Origin of the sequence: Sporofaciens sp. SGI.106 (genome assembly GCF_050314255.1) — a bacterium.
Taxonomy (GTDB): domain Bacteria; phylum Bacillota; class Clostridia; order Lachnospirales; family Lachnospiraceae; genus Claveliimonas.
This window is the reverse complement of the sequence record NZ_JBNPMZ010000001.1, coordinates 273,555-293,492: the sequence shown is the minus strand read 5'-3', so window position 1 is coordinate 293,492 and position 19,938 is coordinate 273,555. Positions and strand designations below refer to the sequence as shown.

The 19,938-nt window shown below is 42.5% G+C and carries 18 protein-coding genes and 1 riboswitch; of the genes, 17 read left to right on the top strand and 1 reads right to left on the bottom strand.

The features are described from left to right. The first annotated feature begins 166 nt into the window (after positions 1-166). From ACQRCC_RS01475 to ACQRCC_RS01410, 14 genes are all read left to right on the top strand, one after another. Entirely contained in the window at positions 167-1,537 is a 1,371-nt protein-coding gene (locus ACQRCC_RS01475; RefSeq protein WP_427849030.1) for an alanine/glycine:cation symporter family protein, read from the top strand. A gap of 153 nt (positions 1,538-1,690) precedes the next feature. Continuing rightward, positions 1,691-1,800, top strand: a riboswitch (glycine riboswitch). Between the two features lie 142 nt (positions 1,801-1,942). Continuing rightward, positions 1,943-2,329, top strand: coding sequence for a GrdX family protein (locus tag ACQRCC_RS01470; protein ID WP_427849029.1), 387 nt, complete (start codon positions 1,943-1,945; stop codon positions 2,327-2,329). A 64-nt stretch (positions 2,330-2,393) separates the two neighbouring features. Continuing rightward, positions 2,394-3,674 (top strand): glycine/sarcosine/betaine reductase component B subunit, encoded by a 1,281-nt coding sequence (locus ACQRCC_RS01465; protein WP_427849028.1) that lies wholly within the window; start codon positions 2,394-2,396, stop codon positions 3,672-3,674. Between the two features lie 16 nt (positions 3,675-3,690). Next, on the top strand, positions 3,691-5,001 hold the full coding sequence (gene grdB / locus ACQRCC_RS01460) for a glycine reductase complex selenoprotein B (protein ID WP_427849027.1): 1,311 nt from the start codon (positions 3,691-3,693) through the stop codon (positions 4,999-5,001). Positions 5,002-5,032: 31 nt separating this feature from the next. Beyond that, the gene (gene trxB, locus ACQRCC_RS01455; RefSeq protein ID WP_427849026.1) at positions 5,033-5,977 is read left to right on the top strand and encodes a thioredoxin-disulfide reductase; all 945 of its coding nucleotides are present in this window, start codon (positions 5,033-5,035) and stop codon (positions 5,975-5,977) included. 63 nt (positions 5,978-6,040) lie between these two features. Then, positions 6,041-6,358: a thioredoxin TrxA gene (gene trxA / locus ACQRCC_RS01450; RefSeq protein WP_427849025.1), complete on the top strand. Its 318-nt coding sequence runs from the start codon at positions 6,041-6,043 to the stop codon at positions 6,356-6,358. A gap of 65 nt (positions 6,359-6,423) precedes the next feature. Next, positions 6,424-6,894 (top strand): glycine/sarcosine/betaine reductase complex selenoprotein A, encoded by a 471-nt coding sequence (gene grdA / locus ACQRCC_RS01445; RefSeq protein ID WP_427849024.1) that lies wholly within the window; start codon positions 6,424-6,426, stop codon positions 6,892-6,894. Positions 6,895-6,997: 103 nt separating this feature from the next. After that, positions 6,998-8,536: a glycine/sarcosine/betaine reductase complex component C subunit beta gene (gene grdC, locus ACQRCC_RS01440; protein WP_427849023.1), complete on the top strand. Its 1,539-nt coding sequence runs from the start codon at positions 6,998-7,000 to the stop codon at positions 8,534-8,536. Positions 8,537-8,548: 12 nt separating this feature from the next. Then, positions 8,549-9,703, top strand: coding sequence for a glycine/sarcosine/betaine reductase complex component C subunit alpha (gene grdD, locus ACQRCC_RS01435; protein WP_427849022.1), 1,155 nt, complete (start codon positions 8,549-8,551; stop codon positions 9,701-9,703). A gap of 111 nt (positions 9,704-9,814) precedes the next feature. Next, positions 9,815-10,975, top strand: a complete 1,161-nt coding sequence (locus ACQRCC_RS01430) for a bacterial Ig-like domain-containing protein (RefSeq protein ID WP_427849021.1) — start codon at positions 9,815-9,817, stop codon at positions 10,973-10,975. Between the two features lie 97 nt (positions 10,976-11,072). Continuing rightward, positions 11,073-12,302 (top strand): GNAT family N-acetyltransferase, encoded by a 1,230-nt coding sequence (locus ACQRCC_RS01425; protein WP_427849020.1) that lies wholly within the window; start codon positions 11,073-11,075, stop codon positions 12,300-12,302. Then, a complete protein-coding gene (locus ACQRCC_RS01420) occupies positions 12,299-12,760 on the top strand; it encodes a threonine/serine exporter family protein (RefSeq protein ID WP_427849019.1) in 462 nt (153 codons plus the stop codon). The genes ACQRCC_RS01425 and ACQRCC_RS01420 overlap by 4 nt, the downstream gene beginning before the upstream one ends. Positions 12,761-12,840: 80 nt before the next feature. Further along, complete coding sequence (gene gltX, locus ACQRCC_RS01415; RefSeq protein WP_427849018.1) at positions 12,841-14,304, top strand: glutamate--tRNA ligase; 1,464 nt, start codon at positions 12,841-12,843, stop codon at positions 14,302-14,304. Between the two features lie 3 nt (positions 14,305-14,307). Beyond that, complete coding sequence (locus ACQRCC_RS01410; protein WP_427849017.1) at positions 14,308-16,149, top strand: ATP-dependent helicase; 1,842 nt, start codon at positions 14,308-14,310, stop codon at positions 16,147-16,149. Here the strand turns inward: ACQRCC_RS01410 and ACQRCC_RS01405 are convergent. After that, positions 16,132-16,452 (bottom strand): DUF1292 domain-containing protein, encoded by a 321-nt coding sequence (locus ACQRCC_RS01405; protein ID WP_427849016.1) that lies wholly within the window; start codon positions 16,450-16,452, stop codon positions 16,132-16,134. The genes ACQRCC_RS01410 and ACQRCC_RS01405 overlap by 18 nt on opposite strands. A gap of 155 nt (positions 16,453-16,607) precedes the next feature. Here ACQRCC_RS01405 and ACQRCC_RS01400 point away from each other — a divergent pair, with 155 nt between their 5' ends. The 3 genes from ACQRCC_RS01400 to ACQRCC_RS01390 are packed head-to-tail and all read left to right on the top strand — an operon-like array spanning position 16,608 to position 19,910. Next, positions 16,608-17,612 (top strand): sugar ABC transporter substrate-binding protein, encoded by a 1,005-nt coding sequence (locus tag ACQRCC_RS01400; RefSeq protein ID WP_427849015.1) that lies wholly within the window; start codon positions 16,608-16,610, stop codon positions 17,610-17,612. A 23-nt stretch (positions 17,613-17,635) separates the two neighbouring features. Continuing rightward, positions 17,636-19,378, top strand: a complete 1,743-nt coding sequence (locus ACQRCC_RS01395; RefSeq protein ID WP_427849014.1) for an alpha-amylase family glycosyl hydrolase — start codon at positions 17,636-17,638, stop codon at positions 19,376-19,378. Further along, entirely contained in the window at positions 19,347-19,910 is a 564-nt protein-coding gene (locus ACQRCC_RS01390; protein ID WP_427849013.1) for a DUF5662 family protein, read from the top strand. Before ACQRCC_RS01395 ends, ACQRCC_RS01390 begins: the two co-directional genes overlap by 32 nt. Positions 19,911-19,938 lie beyond the last annotated feature (28 nt).

The window sequence follows — 19,938 nt, the reverse complement described above, 5'->3', positions numbered from 1 at the left end:
TCGCCTTTTTTCTTTCACAGATTTACTTATAGAAATACAAAATATGTGAAAAGTATATAAAAATAATATTAAATCTTACTAAATATTGTAAATAAATGTTAAAAATGGTAATATAGACGCAGTGAATAAATGCATTCACAATATCTATATTAAAGGGGGTTATGTTGTGGAAGCAGTATTAAACAACATATTTTCAACGATCGGTAGTTATCTTTCTAACTACATCCTCATCGTCGCACTTCTCGGCGGTGGTATCTGGTTCTCAGTAAAGCTGGGATTCATTCAGGTGAGAGGCTTTGGCGAAGGAATGAGAAGAACTTTTGGCGGTCTTTTCAGCAAGAAAGGTGAAGCGGGAAATGATGGTATGTCATCTTTCCAGGCTCTTGCAACAGCGATTGCGGCTCAGGTTGGTACCGGAAATATTGCCGGTGCAGCAACAGCGATTGCAGTAGGTGGTCCGGGAGCTATTTTCTGGATGTGGATCGCAGCATTCCTTGGAATGGCTACAATTTATGCCGAGGCTATTATGGCACAAAAGTATAAACAGGTTGGTAAAGACGGAGTTGTTACAGGTGGTCCTGTGTACTACATAAGAGCCGCTTTCCAGGGCACACTTGGAAAGGTACTGGCAGGTGTCTTTGCTGTTCTGATCGTGCTGGCACTTGGATTTATGGGTAATGCTGTACAGTCCAACTCTATCGCAGCAGCATGGAACACTGCTTTTGGTATTCCGAAATGGGTAATGGGTGCAGTAATTGCTTTGGTTGCTCTGTTTGTATTTATGGGTGGTATGGGACGTATTGCAAAGATTACTGAGCTTATCGTTCCGGTAATGGCAGCACTTTATATTGTTGGTGCACTTATTGTAATTCTTTATAACTTTAAGGAAATTCCATATGCATTCTATTCAATTATTGTCGGTGCCTTTGCTCCTTCTTCAATTGTCGGTGGTGCAGCTGGTGCAACTGTAAAGCTTGCACTTACAAAAGGTGTGGCACGTGGTCTGTTCTCTAATGAAGCTGGTATGGGTTCTACACCTCACGCACATGCTGTTGCTAAGGTTGATCATCCGGTTGAACAGGGATTTGTAGCAATGACAGGTGTATTTATTGACACATTCGTAATCCTGAACCTGACAGCATTGGTTATCATTACAACACACTCTATTCCGACAGGACTTACAGGTGCAGAACTTAGTCAGTATGCATTTTCAACCTTATTTGGCAAGGGCGGAGACGTATTTATTGCAGTATGTATGCTGTTCTTTGCATTTTCTACTATCCTTGGATGGTATTTCTTCGGACAGGCTAATGTGAAATATCTGTTTGGACCGAAGGCCGTAAAGATTTATTCCATTATCGCAGCATTGTGCGTTTTCCTGGGCTCTCTTGCAGAAGTAGAGCTTGTGTGGACCATGCAGGATACATTTAACTCCCTGATGGTTCTTCCGAATATTCTGGCACTGTTTGCTTTGAGCGGAGTAATCAAATCAGTACATGATGATTACTTTAAGAATTTCAAGAATAAGAAGAAGTAATTATTCATAAAAAACGGCACGTATTTTTGTTAATATCTACCAAAAGCTAGAAAAGTTATTTGAAACTATTGCAAAAAAAATAACGATAAGTTACTATAGAAATAGGCAATGACATATATTCGTTGCGTCTATAAATATAAGTGAATAGCGGAGTGATTTTTCTTAAGAGAGAGTTAGTAATGACCGCCGAAGAGGCAAACCGTACAGACGAGGGTGAACGTTTGTAAGGCGAAACTTTCAGGCAAAAGGACTAAGAAAAGGACCGCGTTCTGGATCTTGTGTTGATAATGAATCTAAGCTTTTTGAAAGAGCTGTCAAGACGAAAGACAGAAGGACGATGCCACAATTGTGTGTTTGCATCGTCCTTTTTTGTTAAACGCAAGGCAGGAGGGAAGGAGTGGAAAAATGAAGAATAAATATATTATTATCACCAACAATCCACTGGTTTTTGAAAAGCTTGATGGAAAGCGCAGCGTGACTTACAGAGAGGTATCTTATGAAGAGATTCTGAAAGAAGTCCGAGACAGAATCCACGAGGGGCATATGCTGTTGACACATCCATTGTCAGGAAGCGTAAAACCCAACGAAACACCGTACAAATCCATTATGATCAGTGAACAGAGGGGGGATGTTGATCCGAACGCCCTGAAATTGATTGAAAACGCCATACAAGCGTGCCATAAGTTTGTAATGAAATCTGATAAGTACAAACCTGAGGTATATGACGATTTTCAGTTGATTGACTGGACATTACTGGAGAGTGCAATGGCATCGGCCGATGCATTGTATTAAGAAAGGTTGTAATAGCAATAAGCTTCAACAATAATATCATTTTTTTCAAAGGAGGGAATACACAGTGAGATTAGAAATGGGACACATATACATTAAGGATATTCAGTTCGCAGCAGAATCTAAGATCGAAGATGGAATCCTTTATGTATCAGAAGAGGCCGTAAAGGCAGTTGCTCTTGAGGATGAGAAGATTAAGAGCGTATCACTTGACATTGCTAAACCAGGCGAGTCTGTAAGAATTACACCAGTTAAGGATGTAATCGAACCACGTGTAAAAGTAGAGGGAAGAGGGGGAATCTTCCCGGGCGTTATCGCAAAAGTTGATACTGTAGGAAGCGGAAAAACATATGCATTAAAAGGAATGGCTGTTGTTACAGCTGGTAAGATCGTAGGATTCCAGGAAGGTATTATTGATATGACAGGTCCTGGAGCTGATTACACTCCATTCTCCAAGACACTGAACCTTGTTATGGTTTGTGAGCCGGTTGAAGATCTTAAGCCGCATGATTATGAGGCTGCAGTAAGATTTGCAGGATTCAGAGTTGCTACTTATATCGGTGAGCTTGCTCGTAATCTTACACCGGATGAGACAAAGGTTTATGAGACATGTACAATTAAGGAAGGACTTGAGAAATATCCGAATCTGCCGAGAGTTGCATATGTACAGATGCTTCAGAGCCAGGGACTTCTGCACGACACATATGTATATGGCGTTGATGCAAAGAAGATTGTTCCTACAATCTTAAGCCCAACTGAAGTTATGGATGGTGCTATTGTATCAGGTAACTGTGTATCTGCATGTGACAAGAACCCAACATATGTTCATTTGAACAACCCGGTTGTACATGATCTGTTTGAAGAACATGGAAAGACAATCAACTTTGTATGCCAGATCATTACAAATGAGAACGTATACCTTGCTGATAAGATGCGTTCCTCTGACTGGACAGCTAAACTTTGCAAGATGTTAGATCTTGACGGTGTTATCGTTTCTCAGGAAGGATTTGGTAACCCGGATACAGACCTTATCATGAACTGTAAGAAGATTGAGGCTGAAGGCGTTAAGACTGTTATCATCACAGACGAGTATGCCGGACGTGATGGAAAATCTCAGTCTCTGGCAGATGCAGACGCAGCAGCAGATGCAGTTGTAACAGGCGGTAATGCAAACCAGGTAATTATCCTGCCGAAACTTGATAAAGTAATTGGAACTCTTGACTACGTTACAAAGATTGCAGGTGCAAGTGAAGAAACACTTCGCGAGGACGGATCTCTTGAAGTTGAACTTCAGGTATTGACAGGTGCAACTAACGAGACAGGTTTCAACAAGCTGAGCGCAAGATAGAAGGGAGGATAAGATAATGGCTAAGATTAAAGTTGTTCATTACATCAATCAGTTCTTTGCACAGATTGGTGGAGAAGAAAAAGCAGATTATCCGGCAGAGCTTCGTGTTGGCGAAGTAGTTGGACCGGGTATGGCACTGACTCAGAATTTTAAGGATGAAGCAGAGATTGTTGCAACAATCATTTGTGGTGACTCTTACTTCAATGAGAATCTGGAGAAAGCAAAAGCAGATATCCTTGCAATGGTTAAGGAGCAGGCTCCGGATGTATTTATCGCAGGACCGGCATTCAATGCTGGACGTTATGGTGTTGCATGTGGTACTATCGCTGCAGCAGTTCAGGAAGAACTTGGAATTCCTGCACTGACAGGTATGTATGTAGAGAACCCTGGTGCTGATATGTTCAAGAATCAGGTATATATGGTTTCTACAAAGAATAATGCAGCAGGTATGAGAGATGCAGTTAAGAAGATGGCTCCTCTTGCAATCAAACTTGCAAAAGGTGAGGCAATCGGTGCATCCTGCGAAGAAGGATATATGCCAAATGGTGTTCGTGTTAACTTCTTTGAGAAAGAAAGAGGTTCCAAGCGTGCAGTTAAGATGCTGCTTAAGAAACTGGCTGATAAGCCGTTTGAGACAGAGTTCCCGATGCCAGACTTCGACAGAGTTGATCCGAATCCGGCAGTAAAGGATCTTGCACACGCTAAAATTGCACTCGTTACTTCCGGTGGTATTGTTCCGAAGGGAAATCCGGATCACATCGAAAGCTCCAGTGCTTCTCACTATGGAGAATATGACATTACCGGCGTTATGGATCTGACCGAAGAGACTTATGAGACAGCTCACGGTGGATATGATCCGATTTACGCTAATGAAGATGCTGACCGTGTACTTCCGGTTGACGTTCTTCGTGATATGGAAAAGGAAGGAATTATTGGGGAATTACATCACCTGTTCTACACAACAACAGGTAACGGTACAGCCGTAGCATCCTCTAAGGCATTTGCTGCTGAGTTCTCACAGAAACTGAAAGCAGACGGTGTTGATGCAGTAATCCTCACCTCCACTTGAGGTACCTGTACTCGTTGCGGTGCAACGATGGTTAAAGAAGTAGAGAGAGCTGGTATTCCGGTTGTACATGTATGTACAGTAACTCCTATTTCCATGACGGTTGGTGCGAACAGAATCGTTCCGGCTATCGCAATTCCACATCCTCTTGGAAATCCTGCATTGGATAAAGATGAGGAGAAAGCACTTCGTCGCCACATCGTTGAGAAAGCACTCAATGCTTTAACAACAGAGGTTGACGGACAGACAATTTTCGACTAGAGCATTTGAAAATATTAAGGAGAATTTCGTTATGAGTAAAATTTATGACGTTATTGTCCTGGGTGCAGGTCCTGCTGGTTTAGCAGCAGGACTGTACGCAGGAAGAAGCCGTCTTTCTGTTCTGATTATTGAAAAAGGTCAGGATGGCGGACAGATTGCAATCACAGATGAGATTGAGAACTATCCTGGACAGATCGTTGAGGGAGAATCCGGACCGTCTCTGATCGCAAGAATGACAGAACAGGCTACTAAATTCGGTGCTGAGCGTGTATCTGACACCATTACAGAGGTATCTCTGGAAGGCGATGTTAAGGTATTAAAGAGCGCAAAGGCTGAATATCAGGGAAGAAATGTAATTATCGCTACCGGCGCACATGCACGTCCAATCGGATGTAAAGGTGAGGCTGAGTTTACCGGTAAAGGAGTTTCCTACTGTGCTACCTGTGATGCTAACTTCTTTGAAGATTTTGAAGTATATGTAGTAGGCGGCGGAGATTCCGCAGTAGAAGAAGCTATGTACCTTACAAAATTTGCAAGAAAAGTTACGATTATTCACAGACGTAATGAGCTTCGTGCTGCAAAATCCATTCAGGAGAAAGCATTCAAGAATCCGAAGCTTGAGTTCATGTGGGATACTGTTGTAGAGGAAGTTGGTGGAGATGACATTCTTCAGTGGATGAAAGTGAAGAATGTAAAGACCGGTGAGATCACAACAATTGAGGCAGATGAAGAAGACGGAATGTTCGGTGTGTTCGGATTTATCGGAACCATTCCGAACAGCAAACCGTTCGAAGGAATCATTGATATGGATGAGCGTGGATATATCAAGACAGATGATGATATGCACACCAATATTCCAGGCGTATACGCCGCTGGAGATGTTCGTATCAAGAGCTTAAGACAGGTTGTTACTGCAGCAGCAGACGGTGCAATTGCAGCAGTTCAGGTTGAAAGAAGCATGTCTGATTATTTCTAGACTGTTTGGTACAGTAGTTTTACTGTGCAGGACATAAAAACCTAATAAAAGGAGGAGAAACCAATGGTAGATTTAGACAAAAACAACTTTGCAGCAGAAGTATTAGAGGCAGAGGGATATGTATTCGTAGATTTCTACGGTGACGGATGTGTTCCATGCCAGGCACTGATGCCGAAGGTACATGAGTTCGCAGAGACATACGGAGATAAGATGAAATTCACATCTCTGAACACAACAAAGGCACGTCGTCTTGCAATCTCACAGAAGATTCTTGGACTTCCTGTAATGGCCATCTACAAAGGTGGAGAGAAAGTAGAGGAGTTAGTAAAAGACGACTGTACACCAGAAACAATTGAAGCGATGATTAAGAAATACATCTAATTATTAGGTCATTTTCTTTGTCATATATAAACACAATAGTATCATAAGAAAGGAGACTCTGAATTATGGCTATTTTAGAAGGGAAAAAAGCAATAATTATCGGAGACCGTGATGGAATTCCGGGACCGGCTATCGCAGAGTGCGTAAAGACAGCTGGTGCTGAGATTGTATTTTCATCCACGGAATGTTTCGTCTGAACGAGCGCAGGCGCAATGGACTTAGAGAATCAGAAGAGAGTAAAGGAATTTGCTGATGAATACGGCGCAGAGAACTTAGTAGTAGTTCTTGGTGCTGCAGAAGGCGAAGCTGCAGGACTTGCAGCTGAGACTGTAACAGCAGGTGACCCGACTTTTGCAGGTCCATTGACAGGGGTCCAGCTTGGACTCAGAGTATATCACGTATGTGAACCTGAAATGAAAGAAGAGTTTGACGAAGCAGTTTATGATGAGCAGGTAAGTATGATGGAAATGGTACTTGATGTTGATGATATCATCAGCGAGATGACAGCCATCAGAGATGAGTTCTGCAAATTTTAATTGCGATGCATCTAAAGGGGAAATGTGCCGATGAGGCACATTTCCTTGCATAAGATGATAAATGCCATAATGACAGTGGGTGTCAAAGAAAGGTGGAAAACCAATGAACAGTGTAATTAAAGGGGCAAGTTATGTATTAGTACATACACCTGATATGGTTTTATATAATGGAACAACACAGACTACAGAGAAGATCGTTAACCCTGAGTCTGAATATCTGAAAGAAGTACCGAAGAATCTTCGTTCATACGAGGATGCAGTTAATTACTGGCCAAACCAGACATATATCGGAAACGTTCATCCGGATGAGCTGGCAGAGGTAGAGTTCCCATGGTTCGATAAGAAGAAAGAGGGAGCAAGCCGTTACGGTAAATACGGTGAGATCATGCCACAGGAAGAGTTCTTATTCCTGGTACAGGCAAGCGATATGTTCGAGGTTGTAAGACTGGATAAAGAGTTTGTTGCAAAATACAAAGATGCATTCGCTGCAAACCCGATCATCACAGAGGATATCGTAAGCAAGATCCACGAGGGTGTTGAACTTTCCGAAATCGAGCATTTCGTAAACGAAGAGCACGCTGAAGGATTATATCACGAAGGAAAATTAGTTGGCTGCGTAAAACGCGCCCATGATATTGATGTGAACTTATCCGCACACGTTATGCATGAGAACTTAATGAGCAAGGCATCCAGTGTACTGGCTCTGTTATATGCAGTACGTAATGCAGGAATTGATAAATCAGAAGTTGAGTATGTTATCGACTGTGCTGAGGAAGCATGTGGTGACATGAACCAGAGAGGTGGCGGTAACTTTGCAAAAGCTGCAGCAGAGGTTGCTGGACTTGTGAACGCTACCGGATCCGACGCAAGAGGATTCTGTGCAGCTCCGACTCATGCAGTGATCGAAGCGGCAGCACTGGTAAAATCCGGAGCATACAAGACAGTAGTTGTAACATCCGGAGGATGTACTGCTAAACTTGGAATGAACGGAAAAGACCACATTAAGAAAGGCCTTCCGATCCTGGAAGACTGCCTGGGTGGATTCGCAGTAGTAATTTCTGAAAATGACGGAGTAAATCCGGAGATCGACTTAAATATGCTGGGACGTCACAGTGTAGGAACAGGTTCCGCACCACAGAACGTAATCGGAAGCCTGGTAGCAGATCCACTTGACAGAGCAGGACTGAAGATCACAGATATTGACAAATATTCACCGGAGATGCAGAACCCGGATATCACAAAACCGGCAGGAGCAGGAGATGTTCCGCTTGCAAACTACAAGATGATCGCAGCGTTGGCAGTAAAACGCGGAGAGCTGGATCGTAAGGAGCTTGCAGGATTCACAACCAAACATGGTCTGACCGGATGGGCACCGACACAGGGACATATTCCGTCAGGTGTACCATACATCGGATTCGCAAGAGAAGACATTCTGGAAGGAAAGATCAAGAATGCAATGATCATCGGAAAAGGAAGTCTGTTCCTTGGACGTATGACCAACCTTTTTGACGGAGTATCCTTCGTAATCCATGGAAATACTGCAGCAGAGGAAGAAGCAAAAGCTGGAGTATCTGAGGAAGAAGTAAAAGGACTGATTGCGAAAGCAATGAAAGATTTCGCTGCTACTCTGATGGCAGAGTAAGGGGTGGTGACTATGGCAAATAATATTGAAAAAATGATTGCCACCACTTTTATGGAGATGGCAGAAGGTCTTGAGACCGGAAGCTTTGGCAAGAGACCGAAGGTTGCCCTGACTGGAATGGGCAGTGAGCATGGAGAGGAGAACTCCATGGCAGCTGCTGTTGCAGCAGCAAAGGACGGAATCGATGTATACTACATCGGAACCTTAGAGGCAGAAGGCGTTACGACCATCAAAGTGGCAAACGATGAAGAAGGCCATGACAAGATGGAAGAGATGCTGAAGAATAAAGAGGTAGATGCAGCGGTAACCATGCATTTCCCATTCCCAATCGGAGTATCCACAGTAGGACGCTGTGTGACACCGGCTATGGGAAAAGAGATGTATATCGCAAATACTACCGGAACCTCCAGTACAGACCGTATTGAGGGAATGATCAAGAATGCGATCTACGGAATCATTACAGCAAAAGCATGCGGTAATGCAAATCCTACCGTAGGTATCCTGAATGTAGATGGCGCTCGTCAGACTGAGAAAGCCCTGAAACAGTTAAAGGATCAGGGATATGACATAGCATTTGCAGAGTCCGGAAGAGCGGACGGCGGATGTGTCATGAGAGGAAATGACGTATTGCAGGCATCCCCGGATATCATGGTAACCGATTCCCTGACCGGAAATATCCTGGTAAAAATGCTGTCTTCTGCAAACACAGGCGGAAGTTTTGAAGCAACAGGATACGGTTATGGACCTGGAATCGGAGAGGGATATGAGCAGTTAGTCATGATCGTATCCAGAGCCAGCGGAGCACCTGTAATTGCCAATGCGATCCGTTATGCAGCACAGCTGGTAAAAGGAAAAGTCTTTGAAGTAGCTAAGGCTGAGTTCGAAGCTGTGAAGAAAGCAGGACTGAAGGATATCCTGGATGCACTGAAAGCATCCCAGAAGCCGGCAGGAGCAGCAGAGGATGTAAAAGAGCCTCCGAAGGAGATCGTAACAGCACAGATTCCTGGAATCGAAGTTATGGATCTGGAGGATGCAGTGAAAGCACTCTGGAAGATTAACATCTACGCAGAGAGCGGAATGGGATGTACCGGACCGATCATCCGTGTATCCGATGCAAATCTTGCAAAAGCTGAAGAAGAGCTTAAGAAGGCAGGATATATTCAGTAAGAAGTTCCTGTACCTATGTAAACAAAAAGTGGCGCTCGATGTGTCGAGATGCCACTTTTTTTTGCGCTACCGAATATTGAGCAGTATAGAAGCAACCACTATAATAAAAGTATGAGAACGAAGAAAATAACATTCAATGAAGGAATTCTGACAATGATGGTTCTCGCTTGTTTTATGGTGGTAATGTCATGGTGGATTTTACCGGTAAATAAGGAGGCGGTATTCAGAGCATTTACTTCCAAAAAGCAGGCAGAAACGAACGAGTCAATTGTGGGAAATTCTTCGGTGATAAGAAAAGAAAACGTAAAACTAAATCCGGAGGCGCTGCATGCAAAAACCAAAGATAATGCCGAAGAGATAACGAATCTAAGCATGCCTTCTGAACAGGTTACAGAACTGGAAACAGGAAAAATAACGGTGTCTTATGAAGGAACAGGGAATATGGTGGATAGAACAGTACCTTATACTGAAATGGTGAATGATTCGGATACCCAGGTGGAAGATAAGGAAAATGTGAGTTCAGGATTAGTGTTTACATATATCGGTAGCCTGGCGCAGGATTATTGTGTGGGAAGTAAAATAGATCTGGCGGATATTAATCTGATGTTGGGCGACAAAATGGTGTCACTGGATGATTGCAGCGTGAGCGGTCTGGATACAGAAACTACCGGAATGAAGAATTTAACTATTACTTATAATGACAATACGGTAATCGTTCCATATGGTGTTGTGGATTATAAAGCTGTGCTTCATTATAATAATGGCACTGGAGGGCAGATGGAGACAGTTCTGTATGATTATCGGTTAAATACAGACTGTGTTCTGGTTCCGGAAAGAAAGGGGTATCATTTTACCGGATGGTATCTTGATGAAGAGGCGACGGTTCCTTTTGAATCGTCGGAGCGCGGAATCTATGTTGTAAATCTTTATGCCGGTTGGGAGGCACTCAGTCCGTTTGTACTGAATGAATCGGGATATATTATCGATTATACAGGAGGGATTGAAAGTATTACAGATGGAGTGCTGAATATTCCATCTGAAGAAAAATATAAAGGAATTGCAGCGGGAGCATTTGCTTCTCTGACTACAGAGGTATACGAAGTATATATTCCTGCAAATATTCATGACATAGAACCGGGCGCTTTTGACGGGATGATGGATCTGGTTTATATATGGGTGAATCCTGATAACGAGTATTACTGCAGTATAGAGGGTAAACTGTATACGAAAGATGGAAGTGTTCTTATTGCGTGCCCGGCTGGTCTGGAATAGAATTAAAAAATTAAATAGAAAAATATCTGTAATTTTGGAAAAACCAATGTTATAATAGGTGCGATTAACAAGAGACTGATTGCGGGGCATTGGCATTATGAAGATTGAAAAGATTACGGAGAATAAAAGGGAGTATCTTAATCTCCTGTTAATGGCAGATCCCCAGGAAGACATGATAGAAAAATATCTGGATTCCGGGGATATGTTTTTGTTATATGAGGAGGAGCAGGTTCAGACAGTGGCAGTGGTAGTGCGGCTTAAGAACAGAACCTGCGAACTGAAGAACATTGTAACCCGGGAGGAAGCCAGAGGAAGGGGATTTGGCAGTGTTATGGTCCATTATTTATGTGAATATTATGCTGAATCCTGTGATATGATGTACGTTGGAACCGGGAATATTGCGAGAAGTATAGAATTTTATAAAAAATGCGGCTTCTCTAATTCTCATATCGTGGTGAATTTTTTTGTAGATCATTACAGACTGCCTGTTTTTGATGATGGAAAACTTCTTACAGATATGGTATATCTGAAAAAGCATCTGGATTCAGAGGTAAATGTCAGAAGAGTTGTTGATCTTGCCATGGAGGCAGGACGTATCCTTCTGAAAAACGGAGGAGAAATTTTCCGGGTTGAAGAAACAATTCAACATATCTGCCATCGATTTCATGTGGATGACATTGATGTATTCACTCTGAGTCATGCTATTTTTATCAGTGCCCAGACCGGAGCAGAAGATTCTTATACAACAATAAAAAATATTCCGCTTTCCGGGGCACATCTGGGTATTGTGGCTGAAGTGAACGATCTGTCCAGAGAAATTGCAGCTGGAAATGTGGGGCTTGAAGAAGCATTCAGGCGTCTTGAGGAGATTGAGAAAATACCGCCGAAAAAAAGTTATTTTCAGGTTCTGGCTGCGGGAATCGCAAGTGCGTGTTTTGGATTTCTTCTGGGTGCACAGTTGATGGAAAGTTTTGTAAGTTTTGGAATCGGATGTATAGTTTGTATCTGGCTTCAGATAGGACAAAGGCATCATATGTCTAAAATCGTAGTGAATATCGTAGGTGGAGGTATTATTACGGCACTGGCAATTGCGGCCCTTTTTATCATTACAGTTCCCATGCGGCTTGAGGGTATGATCATTGGCTCGATTATGCCGCTTGTACCCGGGGTTGCATTTACAAATGCAATAAGGGATATTGCAGACAGTGATTTCCTTTCGGGAACAGTCCGCATGATTGACGCTCTGCTGGTTTTCGTTTATATTGCTATTGGCGTCGGTGCGGTACTGGGAGTCTATAATGGAATGATTGGAGGACTGGCAATATGATAAACAATATATTTACGAATATCCTATGTCCTTTCTTTGGAACGATTGGATTTTCTGTTTTGTTTAATGTCCCGAAAAGATTTTATTTGAGCTGTGGAATTACCGGAACTCTTGGGTGGATTATTTATTGTCTGACAGTGGACGCTACTTCACCTGCGATTGCTTCGTTTCTGGGAACTTTAGGGGCAGTATTACTGGCCAGAATGCTGACAGTTTATATGAAATGTCCGATTACAATCTTTCTCATTTCCGGAATATTTCCCCTGGTACCGGGAGCAGGTGTGTACTTTACAGCATATTATCTGGTGACAGATCAGCTTGCACTGGCGGCGCAGCAGGGAATGAGCGCAGTGAAAATTGCCTTTGGTATTGTGTTGGGAATAGTTTTTATTGTAGCTATACCGAGGGAAGTATTTAACCCTGCCTATTGGAAACAGAGGAAGAGCCGAAAGACTTGATTGTACGGATAGAATTTGTTAAAATAAAAATAATGACAAAATATGCAGAAGAGATTCTGAAGAGAAATGGAGACATAACAATGAGTAAAGTAAGAACAAGATTTGCACCGAGTCCTACCGGACGTATGCATGTAGGAAATTTAAGAACAGCGCTTTATGCTTATCTGATTGCAAAGCATGAAGGTGGAGATTTCATGCTTCGTATTGAGGACACGGACCAGGAACGGTTTGTGGATGGAGCGCTTGAGATTATTTACCGTACTCTTGAGAAGACCGGATTGGTGCATGATGAGGGACCGGATAAAGACGGAGGCGTAGGTCCTTATGTACAGAGTGAGAGAAATGCTACAGGTCTGTATTTAAAATATGCGAAACAGCTGGTGGAACAGGGAGATGCATATTACTGTTTCTGTGATAAAGAAAGGCTGGAATCATTAAGAAGCAAGGTGTCTTCGGATGGGGGTACCGAGATTGTTGTTTATGATAAGCATTGCCTGCATTTAAGCAAGGAGGAAGTGGAGGCTAATCTTGCTGCCGGCAAGCCATATGTTATCAGAATTAATATGCCGACAGAGGGTACCACTACTTTTAAAGACGATATTTATGGAGATATTACCGTTCCAAATGAGGAACTGGATGATATGATCCTGATTAAATCCGACGGTTATCCGACATACAATTTTGCCAATGTTATCGATGACCATCTGATGGGAATCACCCATGTAGTTCGTGGAAATGAATACCTTTCCTCTGCGCCGAAGTACAATCGTCTGTATGAAGCTTTCGGATGGGAAGTACCGGTATATGTACACTGTCCATTGATTACTGATGAAAATCATAAAAAGCTCAGCAAGCGCTGCGGTCACTCCTCTTATGAGGATTTACTGGATCAGGGATTTGTATCTGAGGCAATCGTCAATTATGTGGCACTTCTGGGATGGTGTCCTTCTGATAACAGAGAAATTTTCTCTCTGGAAGAACTGGTGGAAGCATTTGATTATCATCATATGAGTAAATCTCCTGCAGTATTTGATATGGTGAAGCTGAAATGGATGAACGGAGAATACCTGAAAGCCATGGACGATGAGCGTTTCTTTGAGATGGCAGAGCCATATATAAAAGAGGTAATTACAAAGGATTACGATCTTAGAAAAATTGCCGCTCTTGTGAAGACAAGAATTGAGATTTTCCCGGATATCAAAGATCAGATTGACTTCTTCGAGGAGGTTCCTGAGTATGATACAGCTCTTTATTGTCATAAGAAAATGAAGACAAACGAGGAGAATTCACTGGAAGTCCTGAAAGATGTTCTGCCGATACTGGAAGGACAGGATGATTTCAGCAACGATGCACTCTTTGAGACTCTGAAAGCTTATGCGGGAGAAAAGGGCTGCAAGATCGGATACGTAATGTGGCCGATTCGTACGGCGGTTTCCGGTAAACAGAATACACCGGGCGGAGCGACAGAGATTATGGAGGTTCTTGGAAAAGAGGAATCTGTAAGCCGTATCCGCGCAGGAATTGATTTATTAGAAAAGAGGTAGTTTATGCGTCTGAATGAGGCACAACGGGAGGCAGTTACCCATTTTGAGGGACCATGCATGGTTCTGGCGGGTCCGGGCTCCGGTAAGACTCTGACGATTACCAGAAGAATTGAATATTTGATAGAAAAATATAAAGTAAGGCCAGAAGAAATTCTGGTCATTACTTTTACCCGATATGCGGCAAATGAGATGAAGCTTCGCTTTCAGGCACTTATGGGGGGCAGGAGTGTTCCGGTGACTTTTGGAACATTTCATGGAATATATTATGGTATTTTAAAGTGGGCGTATGGATTTACGTCTGCCAACATTTTGTCTGAAGAGGAAAAAAGCCAGATGCTCCGGCAGATTCTTACATTGCCGGAGATTTCGACGGACGTAGAGATTGAAGATGAACAGGACTTTATCAAAGAAATTTCCAATGAAATCGGTAAGGTTAAGAATAACAGGATAGCAATAGAGCAATATCGCTCTCTGGAGCATGGAGCGATTTTTAATCGTATTTATAAAAAATATGAGGAACAGAGAAAATCATTAAGAAAAATAGATTTTGATGATATGATGGTACTCTGTTATCAGCTTTTTACAACCAGACCGGATATTTTACAAAAATGGCAGGAACGGTTCCGATATATTCTCGTGGACGAATTTCAGGATGTGAATCTTATGCAGTATGAGGTGCTCAGAATGCTTGCGGCACCGGAGAATAATCTGTTTATTGTAGGAGATGACGACCAGTCTATTTATCAGTTCCGTGGAGCAAAACCGGAAATTATGCTAGGATTCGAAAAGGACTATCCGGAAGTGAGAAAAATTCTACTGAATGTCAACTACCGTTCTTCGGCCAATATTCTGAAGGGCGCACTTCGGGTAATCGGACAGAATAAGGTTCGTTTCCCTAAGAAGATTCTTCCTTCCTGTGAAAAAGGAGCCTGCGTTCATATTCAGGAGTTGAAGGATGCTGCGGAGGAAAGTCACTATATTATTCAGAATATCAGGGAGTGCCAGAAAATGGGGATTTCTCTGAATCAGATCGCAGTTTTGTATCGCACGGGTATGGATGCAAGGGTATTGGCAGGAAAACTGATGGAATATCAGATACCATTTCAGATGAAAGAGCATATTACCAGTATTTATGAGCATTTTATTGGCAGACATATGAAGAGCTATCTGAGACTTGCAAGGGGTGAGCGGAGCAGAAGACTCTTTCTGGATGTCATGAATTGTCCGAAGCGATATCTCAGTAGAGACTGTCTGGAAAATCCGGAAGTATCTTTTGAAGAGATGTGCCGGTTCTACTGTGATAAAAAGTGGATGATTGACCGGATTGACCAGTTTGAATGGGATATTAAGATGATGGAAAGAAAGACTCCTTATGCTGCCATTCAATATGTGAGAAAGAGAATAGGTTATGACGAGTATCTGAAAGAATATGCAGCTTTTCGCAAAATTCCGCTGGAGGATCTGATGGACATCCTCTATGAGATTGAGGAGAGGGCAAAGGATTTCAAGACGATAGATGACTGGATTTCCTATACGGAAGAGTATACTGCGAATCTGAAGAAGCAGAATCAGAAAAAAAGTGACGGCGGTGACGGTGTGGAACTGATGACCATGCACAGTTCCAAGGGACTGGAATTTGATACTGTGTTTATCATAGAAAGCAATGAAGGTGTGATTCCATATAAAAAGGCAAAGTTGGATGAAGAGATTGAAGAGGAGCGTCGTATGTTTTATGTGGCAATGACCAGGGCGAAGAGAAAACTGATCATCAGTTATGTAAAAACAAAAAACGGGAAGGAACAATCCCCCTCCCGCTTTGTAGACGAATTACTCGTCCGCGTCTAAATCTTCAAAATCCTGTTCGTCCATCCACTCGTCAAATGCATCAGCAGCAGCTTCGTACTCATCATCATCTTCGATATTTTCAAGCTGCGGATCCTCCGGATTGGTGTCGATATATCGGTAAAGATAGACATCACCATCGGCGGATTCACCATTTTCATCTAACGGAAGAAGAGCAATATACTTCTTACCGGCGGCTTCGTAAATAGTAAGTACAGCGCACTCAACAACTTCGTCGTTATCCAGTGTCAGAGTTACGGTTACATCTTCCTGCTCTTCACAGTTGAAGTTTTCCTGTTCGCTCATAATCATTTCTCCTTTAACAATTTTTCTGATTTAACTGTATCAGAGGAGGTCTTAAAAAGCAAGGAGAAGTTATGAAAAATGTGATACTGGTCAAATCGCATAAAATGTAGTAAAATATTATCAGGTATGCATATGTTATGCAGGGAGGAAGGATTATGAAAAAGAAAGTAATAATAATGGCAGTTTCAATGCTGGTTATATGTTCTATGATATTATCCGGATGTAAAAAATCTGTAGGTACTCCGGAAGATAATGCTGTTAAAGAGGAAACAGAGGAAGAGAAAACAGAAGAAAAAATAGGATATAAGTTTGGATTTAGTGCGATTGATATGGAGAATCCTTATTTCATTACTCTGGAAAGTGCAATCAAAGAAGTACTTGAAAAAGATGGACATACATTGATTACGAAAGACCCGGGAAGTGATGCATCATTGCAGGCTACTCAGATCCATGAGATGATTGAAGAAGGAATAGATGCGATATTTATCAGTCCTGTTAACTGGGAAGAAATCACACCATCTCTCGAAGAACTCAAGGAAGCAGGCATACGGATTATCAATGTCGATACGCAGGTGAAAGAGATGGATTATGTGGACGCATATATTGGATCAGATAATAAGAGTGCCGGATATATCTGCGGGGAGGATCTTCTGACACGCTGTCCGGACGGAGGGAAAATTCTTATTCTGGAGTGCCCGACGCAAAATTCGATTAATGACAGAATCACCGGTTTTGAAGAAGCTATTTCCAAGGCCGAAAAAGGATTTGAAGTTGTGGCACGCACTGATACAAATGGTGAGTTTGAAAGGGCGCTTCAGGATGCAAAGGTACTATTGGGGGAACATCCGGAGATAACGGTCATTATGTGTGGTAACGATCAGATTGCGGTAGGGGCTAAGACGGCAGTCAATCTTCTGGATATGAAGAATGTGATTATTTATGGTGTGGATGGTTCGCCTGATATTAAAAAGGAACTGAAAAAACCGGACTGTCAGATTGCCGGAACAGCAGCGCAGTCGCCGATTAATATGGGTAAAACAGCAGCAAAAACAGCACTTGCGATTATGAATGATGATGAATATGAAAAAGAGACTTATGAAGAGGTATTCATGATCAATCAGGATAATGTAGATATGTATGGAGTTGACGGCTGGCAGTAAAAATAAAAATGGAGGGGCAGAATATGAAAAGAAAGAAGGGACAACCACTACCGTTAGGAGCATGGAAGCAAAATAACGGAATGAATTTTTCAATTGCAGTACCGGGGGGAAAGGATTGTCAGCTTCTCTTGTATAAAAAAGGCAGGAAAACCCCTTGTGTTGTTTATGAGATGCCGGAAGAAGATGCGGAAGGAGAAGTGCGTTTTCTGACGGTAGAAGGGATGGATCCAAAGCAGTATGAATATAATTTCAGAGTAGAGGATCAGATTATAGTTGATCCATTTGTAAGAAAAGTTTCGGGTCATGAAAAGTGGAATCATCCTGTTGATGTGGACAAGCATGAAGTAAGGGGAAGGATACCTGATACGGATTTTGACTGGGAGGGAGATCGCCCATTAAAACTTCCATGGCATCAGATTGTGGCTTACAGTCTTCATGTACGAGGATTTACCAGACATTCATCGTCCCGGGCAGAGTATAAGGGAACTTTTGCAGGAATTGTGGAAAAGATACCATATTTGAAAGAGCTTGGCATTAATCAGATTCACTGTATGCCGGTATATGAGTTTGAGGAATGTGGACAGAAGATTAATTACTGGGGATATGGACCTGCCAGTTATTTTGCACCAAAGAGTGCTTATGCATCGGGAAAGGATGCGGATATTGAATTAAAAGATATGATAAAGTCATGTCACAAAGCCGGAATAGAGGTCGTTTTTGAGATGCCTTTTGAGCGGGATGTTCCGGAAATGATGATGGTGGATTGTCTGCGTTATTATCGGTTGGAGTATCATGTGGATGGATTTATTCTGAATCCGGATGTAGCTCCTATGAGTATGCTTTTATCTGATCCTGTATTAAAAAGCGCCAGGATCCTGAAACATCAAAACGAATTTCGTAATGTAATGAGACGTTTCCTCAAAGGAGATGAGGGAATGGTGCCGGATGTAATGCATTGGCTGAAATATCGCGGAGATGGTACGATTTTCAATGATATTACCGGACAGAATGGATTTACCCTTCGTGATCTGGTGTCTTACAACGAGAAGCACAATGAGGCGAACGGTGAGAAAAACCGGGATGGAGAAGACTATAATTTTAGCTGGAACTGTGGAATGGAAGGGGAGAGTCGGAAAAAGGACATAAAAAAACTTCGCTCTTCACAGATGAAAAATGCCCTGTTCCTGTTGCTTTTGGCACAGGGAGTTCCATGTATTCTGGCAGGTGATGAGTTTGGTAATACGCAGAAAGGTAATAATAATGTGTATTGTCAGGATAACCTGACAGGATGGCTGGACTGGCGGTTGCTGGATAAAGAGAAGGAATTGTATGGATTCCTGAAGCAGTTGATCGTATTTCGAAAGAATCATCCGATATTCTGCCAGAAGCAGGAATTGACGGGAAAAGACAGAATTGGCTGTGGTATTCCGGACGTGTCCTACCATGGCAGAGAAGCATGGAAGACACCATCGGAGCGGTCCAGCAGACAACTTGGGGTGTTTTATTGTGGTAAATCCGCAGGGGATGAAGATACTTATGTGATTTATAATATGCACTGGCTGGAGCATGTATTTGCCCTTCCGTTTTTGGGCGGAGGAAGGAAGTGGTATCTGGTTGCTTCGACAGAGGAAGGTTTTTTAGAAGAGCCTTGTCTGGTTGAGAATCAGAGAGAGCTTGAGGTGAAAGACAGAACGATAGCAGTGCTGACAGGTAAAAAAGAGTTGGAGGCAGAAAATGAAGGCGTGGCGACACTTTTGCACGATTAATCATCATAAATACTTAGTTATGAAATCATGTTTCCGTGTGGGACTCTATAAACAAGGACTTCTGCATGACATGTCGAAATATAGTCCGACAGAATTTCTGGTGGGTTGCAGGTATTATCAGGGAAACAGAAGCCCGAATAATGCAGAGAGGGAGGATATTGGTTATTCTTCAGCATGGCTGCATCATAAGGGGCGCAACAAGCATCACTATGAATACTGGATTGATTATGGCCTTGGGCCGAATGAAGGAATTGTAGGAATGAAGATGCCCACTAAATATGTGGTGGAGATGTTCATGGATCGGGTAGCTGCTTCCAAGACCTATCAGAAGGAAAATTACAGAGACGATCATCCTTTGGAGTATTATGAGAAGGGGGCGGCTAAGCTTGGCCCTATGGTTCATAAAGATACAGCGGCTCTTCTGAGACATCTGCTGGAAATGCTGGCGGAAAAAGGAGAGGATGCTACATTTGAGTATATCCGGAAGGTTATATTGAAAAATGACAGGAAGATTTTCCGAAGGAGAAAATAAGGGGACGGTTCTATGTCCTGTCTGTCTG

Coding starts and splice junctions, on each gene's coding strand:
- trxA (WP_427849025.1), top strand. CDS start 6,041: ATGGTAGATTTAGACAAAAACAACTTTGCAGCAGAAGTATTAGAGGCA.
- grdD (WP_427849022.1), top strand. CDS start 8,549: ATGGCAAATAATATTGAAAAAATGATTGCCACCACTTTTATGGAGATG.
- ACQRCC_RS01425 (WP_427849020.1), top strand. CDS start 11,073: ATGAAGATTGAAAAGATTACGGAGAATAAAAGGGAGTATCTTAATCTC.
- ACQRCC_RS01410 (WP_427849017.1), top strand. CDS start 14,308: ATGCGTCTGAATGAGGCACAACGGGAGGCAGTTACCCATTTTGAGGGA.
- ACQRCC_RS01390 (WP_427849013.1), top strand. CDS start 19,347: ATGAAGGCGTGGCGACACTTTTGCACGATTAATCATCATAAATACTTA.
- ACQRCC_RS01430 (WP_427849021.1), top strand. CDS start 9,815: ATGAGAACGAAGAAAATAACATTCAATGAAGGAATTCTGACAATGATG.
- trxB (WP_427849026.1), top strand. CDS start 5,033: ATGAGTAAAATTTATGACGTTATTGTCCTGGGTGCAGGTCCTGCTGGT.
- ACQRCC_RS01405 (WP_427849016.1), bottom strand. CDS start 16,452: ATGAGCGAACAGGAAAACTTCAACTGTGAAGAGCAGGAAGATGTAACC.
- grdC (WP_427849023.1), top strand. CDS start 6,998: ATGAACAGTGTAATTAAAGGGGCAAGTTATGTATTAGTACATACACCT.
- ACQRCC_RS01400 (WP_427849015.1), top strand. CDS start 16,608: ATGAAAAAGAAAGTAATAATAATGGCAGTTTCAATGCTGGTTATATGT.
- ACQRCC_RS01395 (WP_427849014.1), top strand. CDS start 17,636: ATGAAAAGAAAGAAGGGACAACCACTACCGTTAGGAGCATGGAAGCAA.
- ACQRCC_RS01420 (WP_427849019.1), top strand. CDS start 12,299: ATGATAAACAATATATTTACGAATATCCTATGTCCTTTCTTTGGAACG.
- ACQRCC_RS01470 (WP_427849029.1), top strand. CDS start 1,943: ATGAAGAATAAATATATTATTATCACCAACAATCCACTGGTTTTTGAA.
- gltX (WP_427849018.1), top strand. CDS start 12,841: ATGAGTAAAGTAAGAACAAGATTTGCACCGAGTCCTACCGGACGTATG.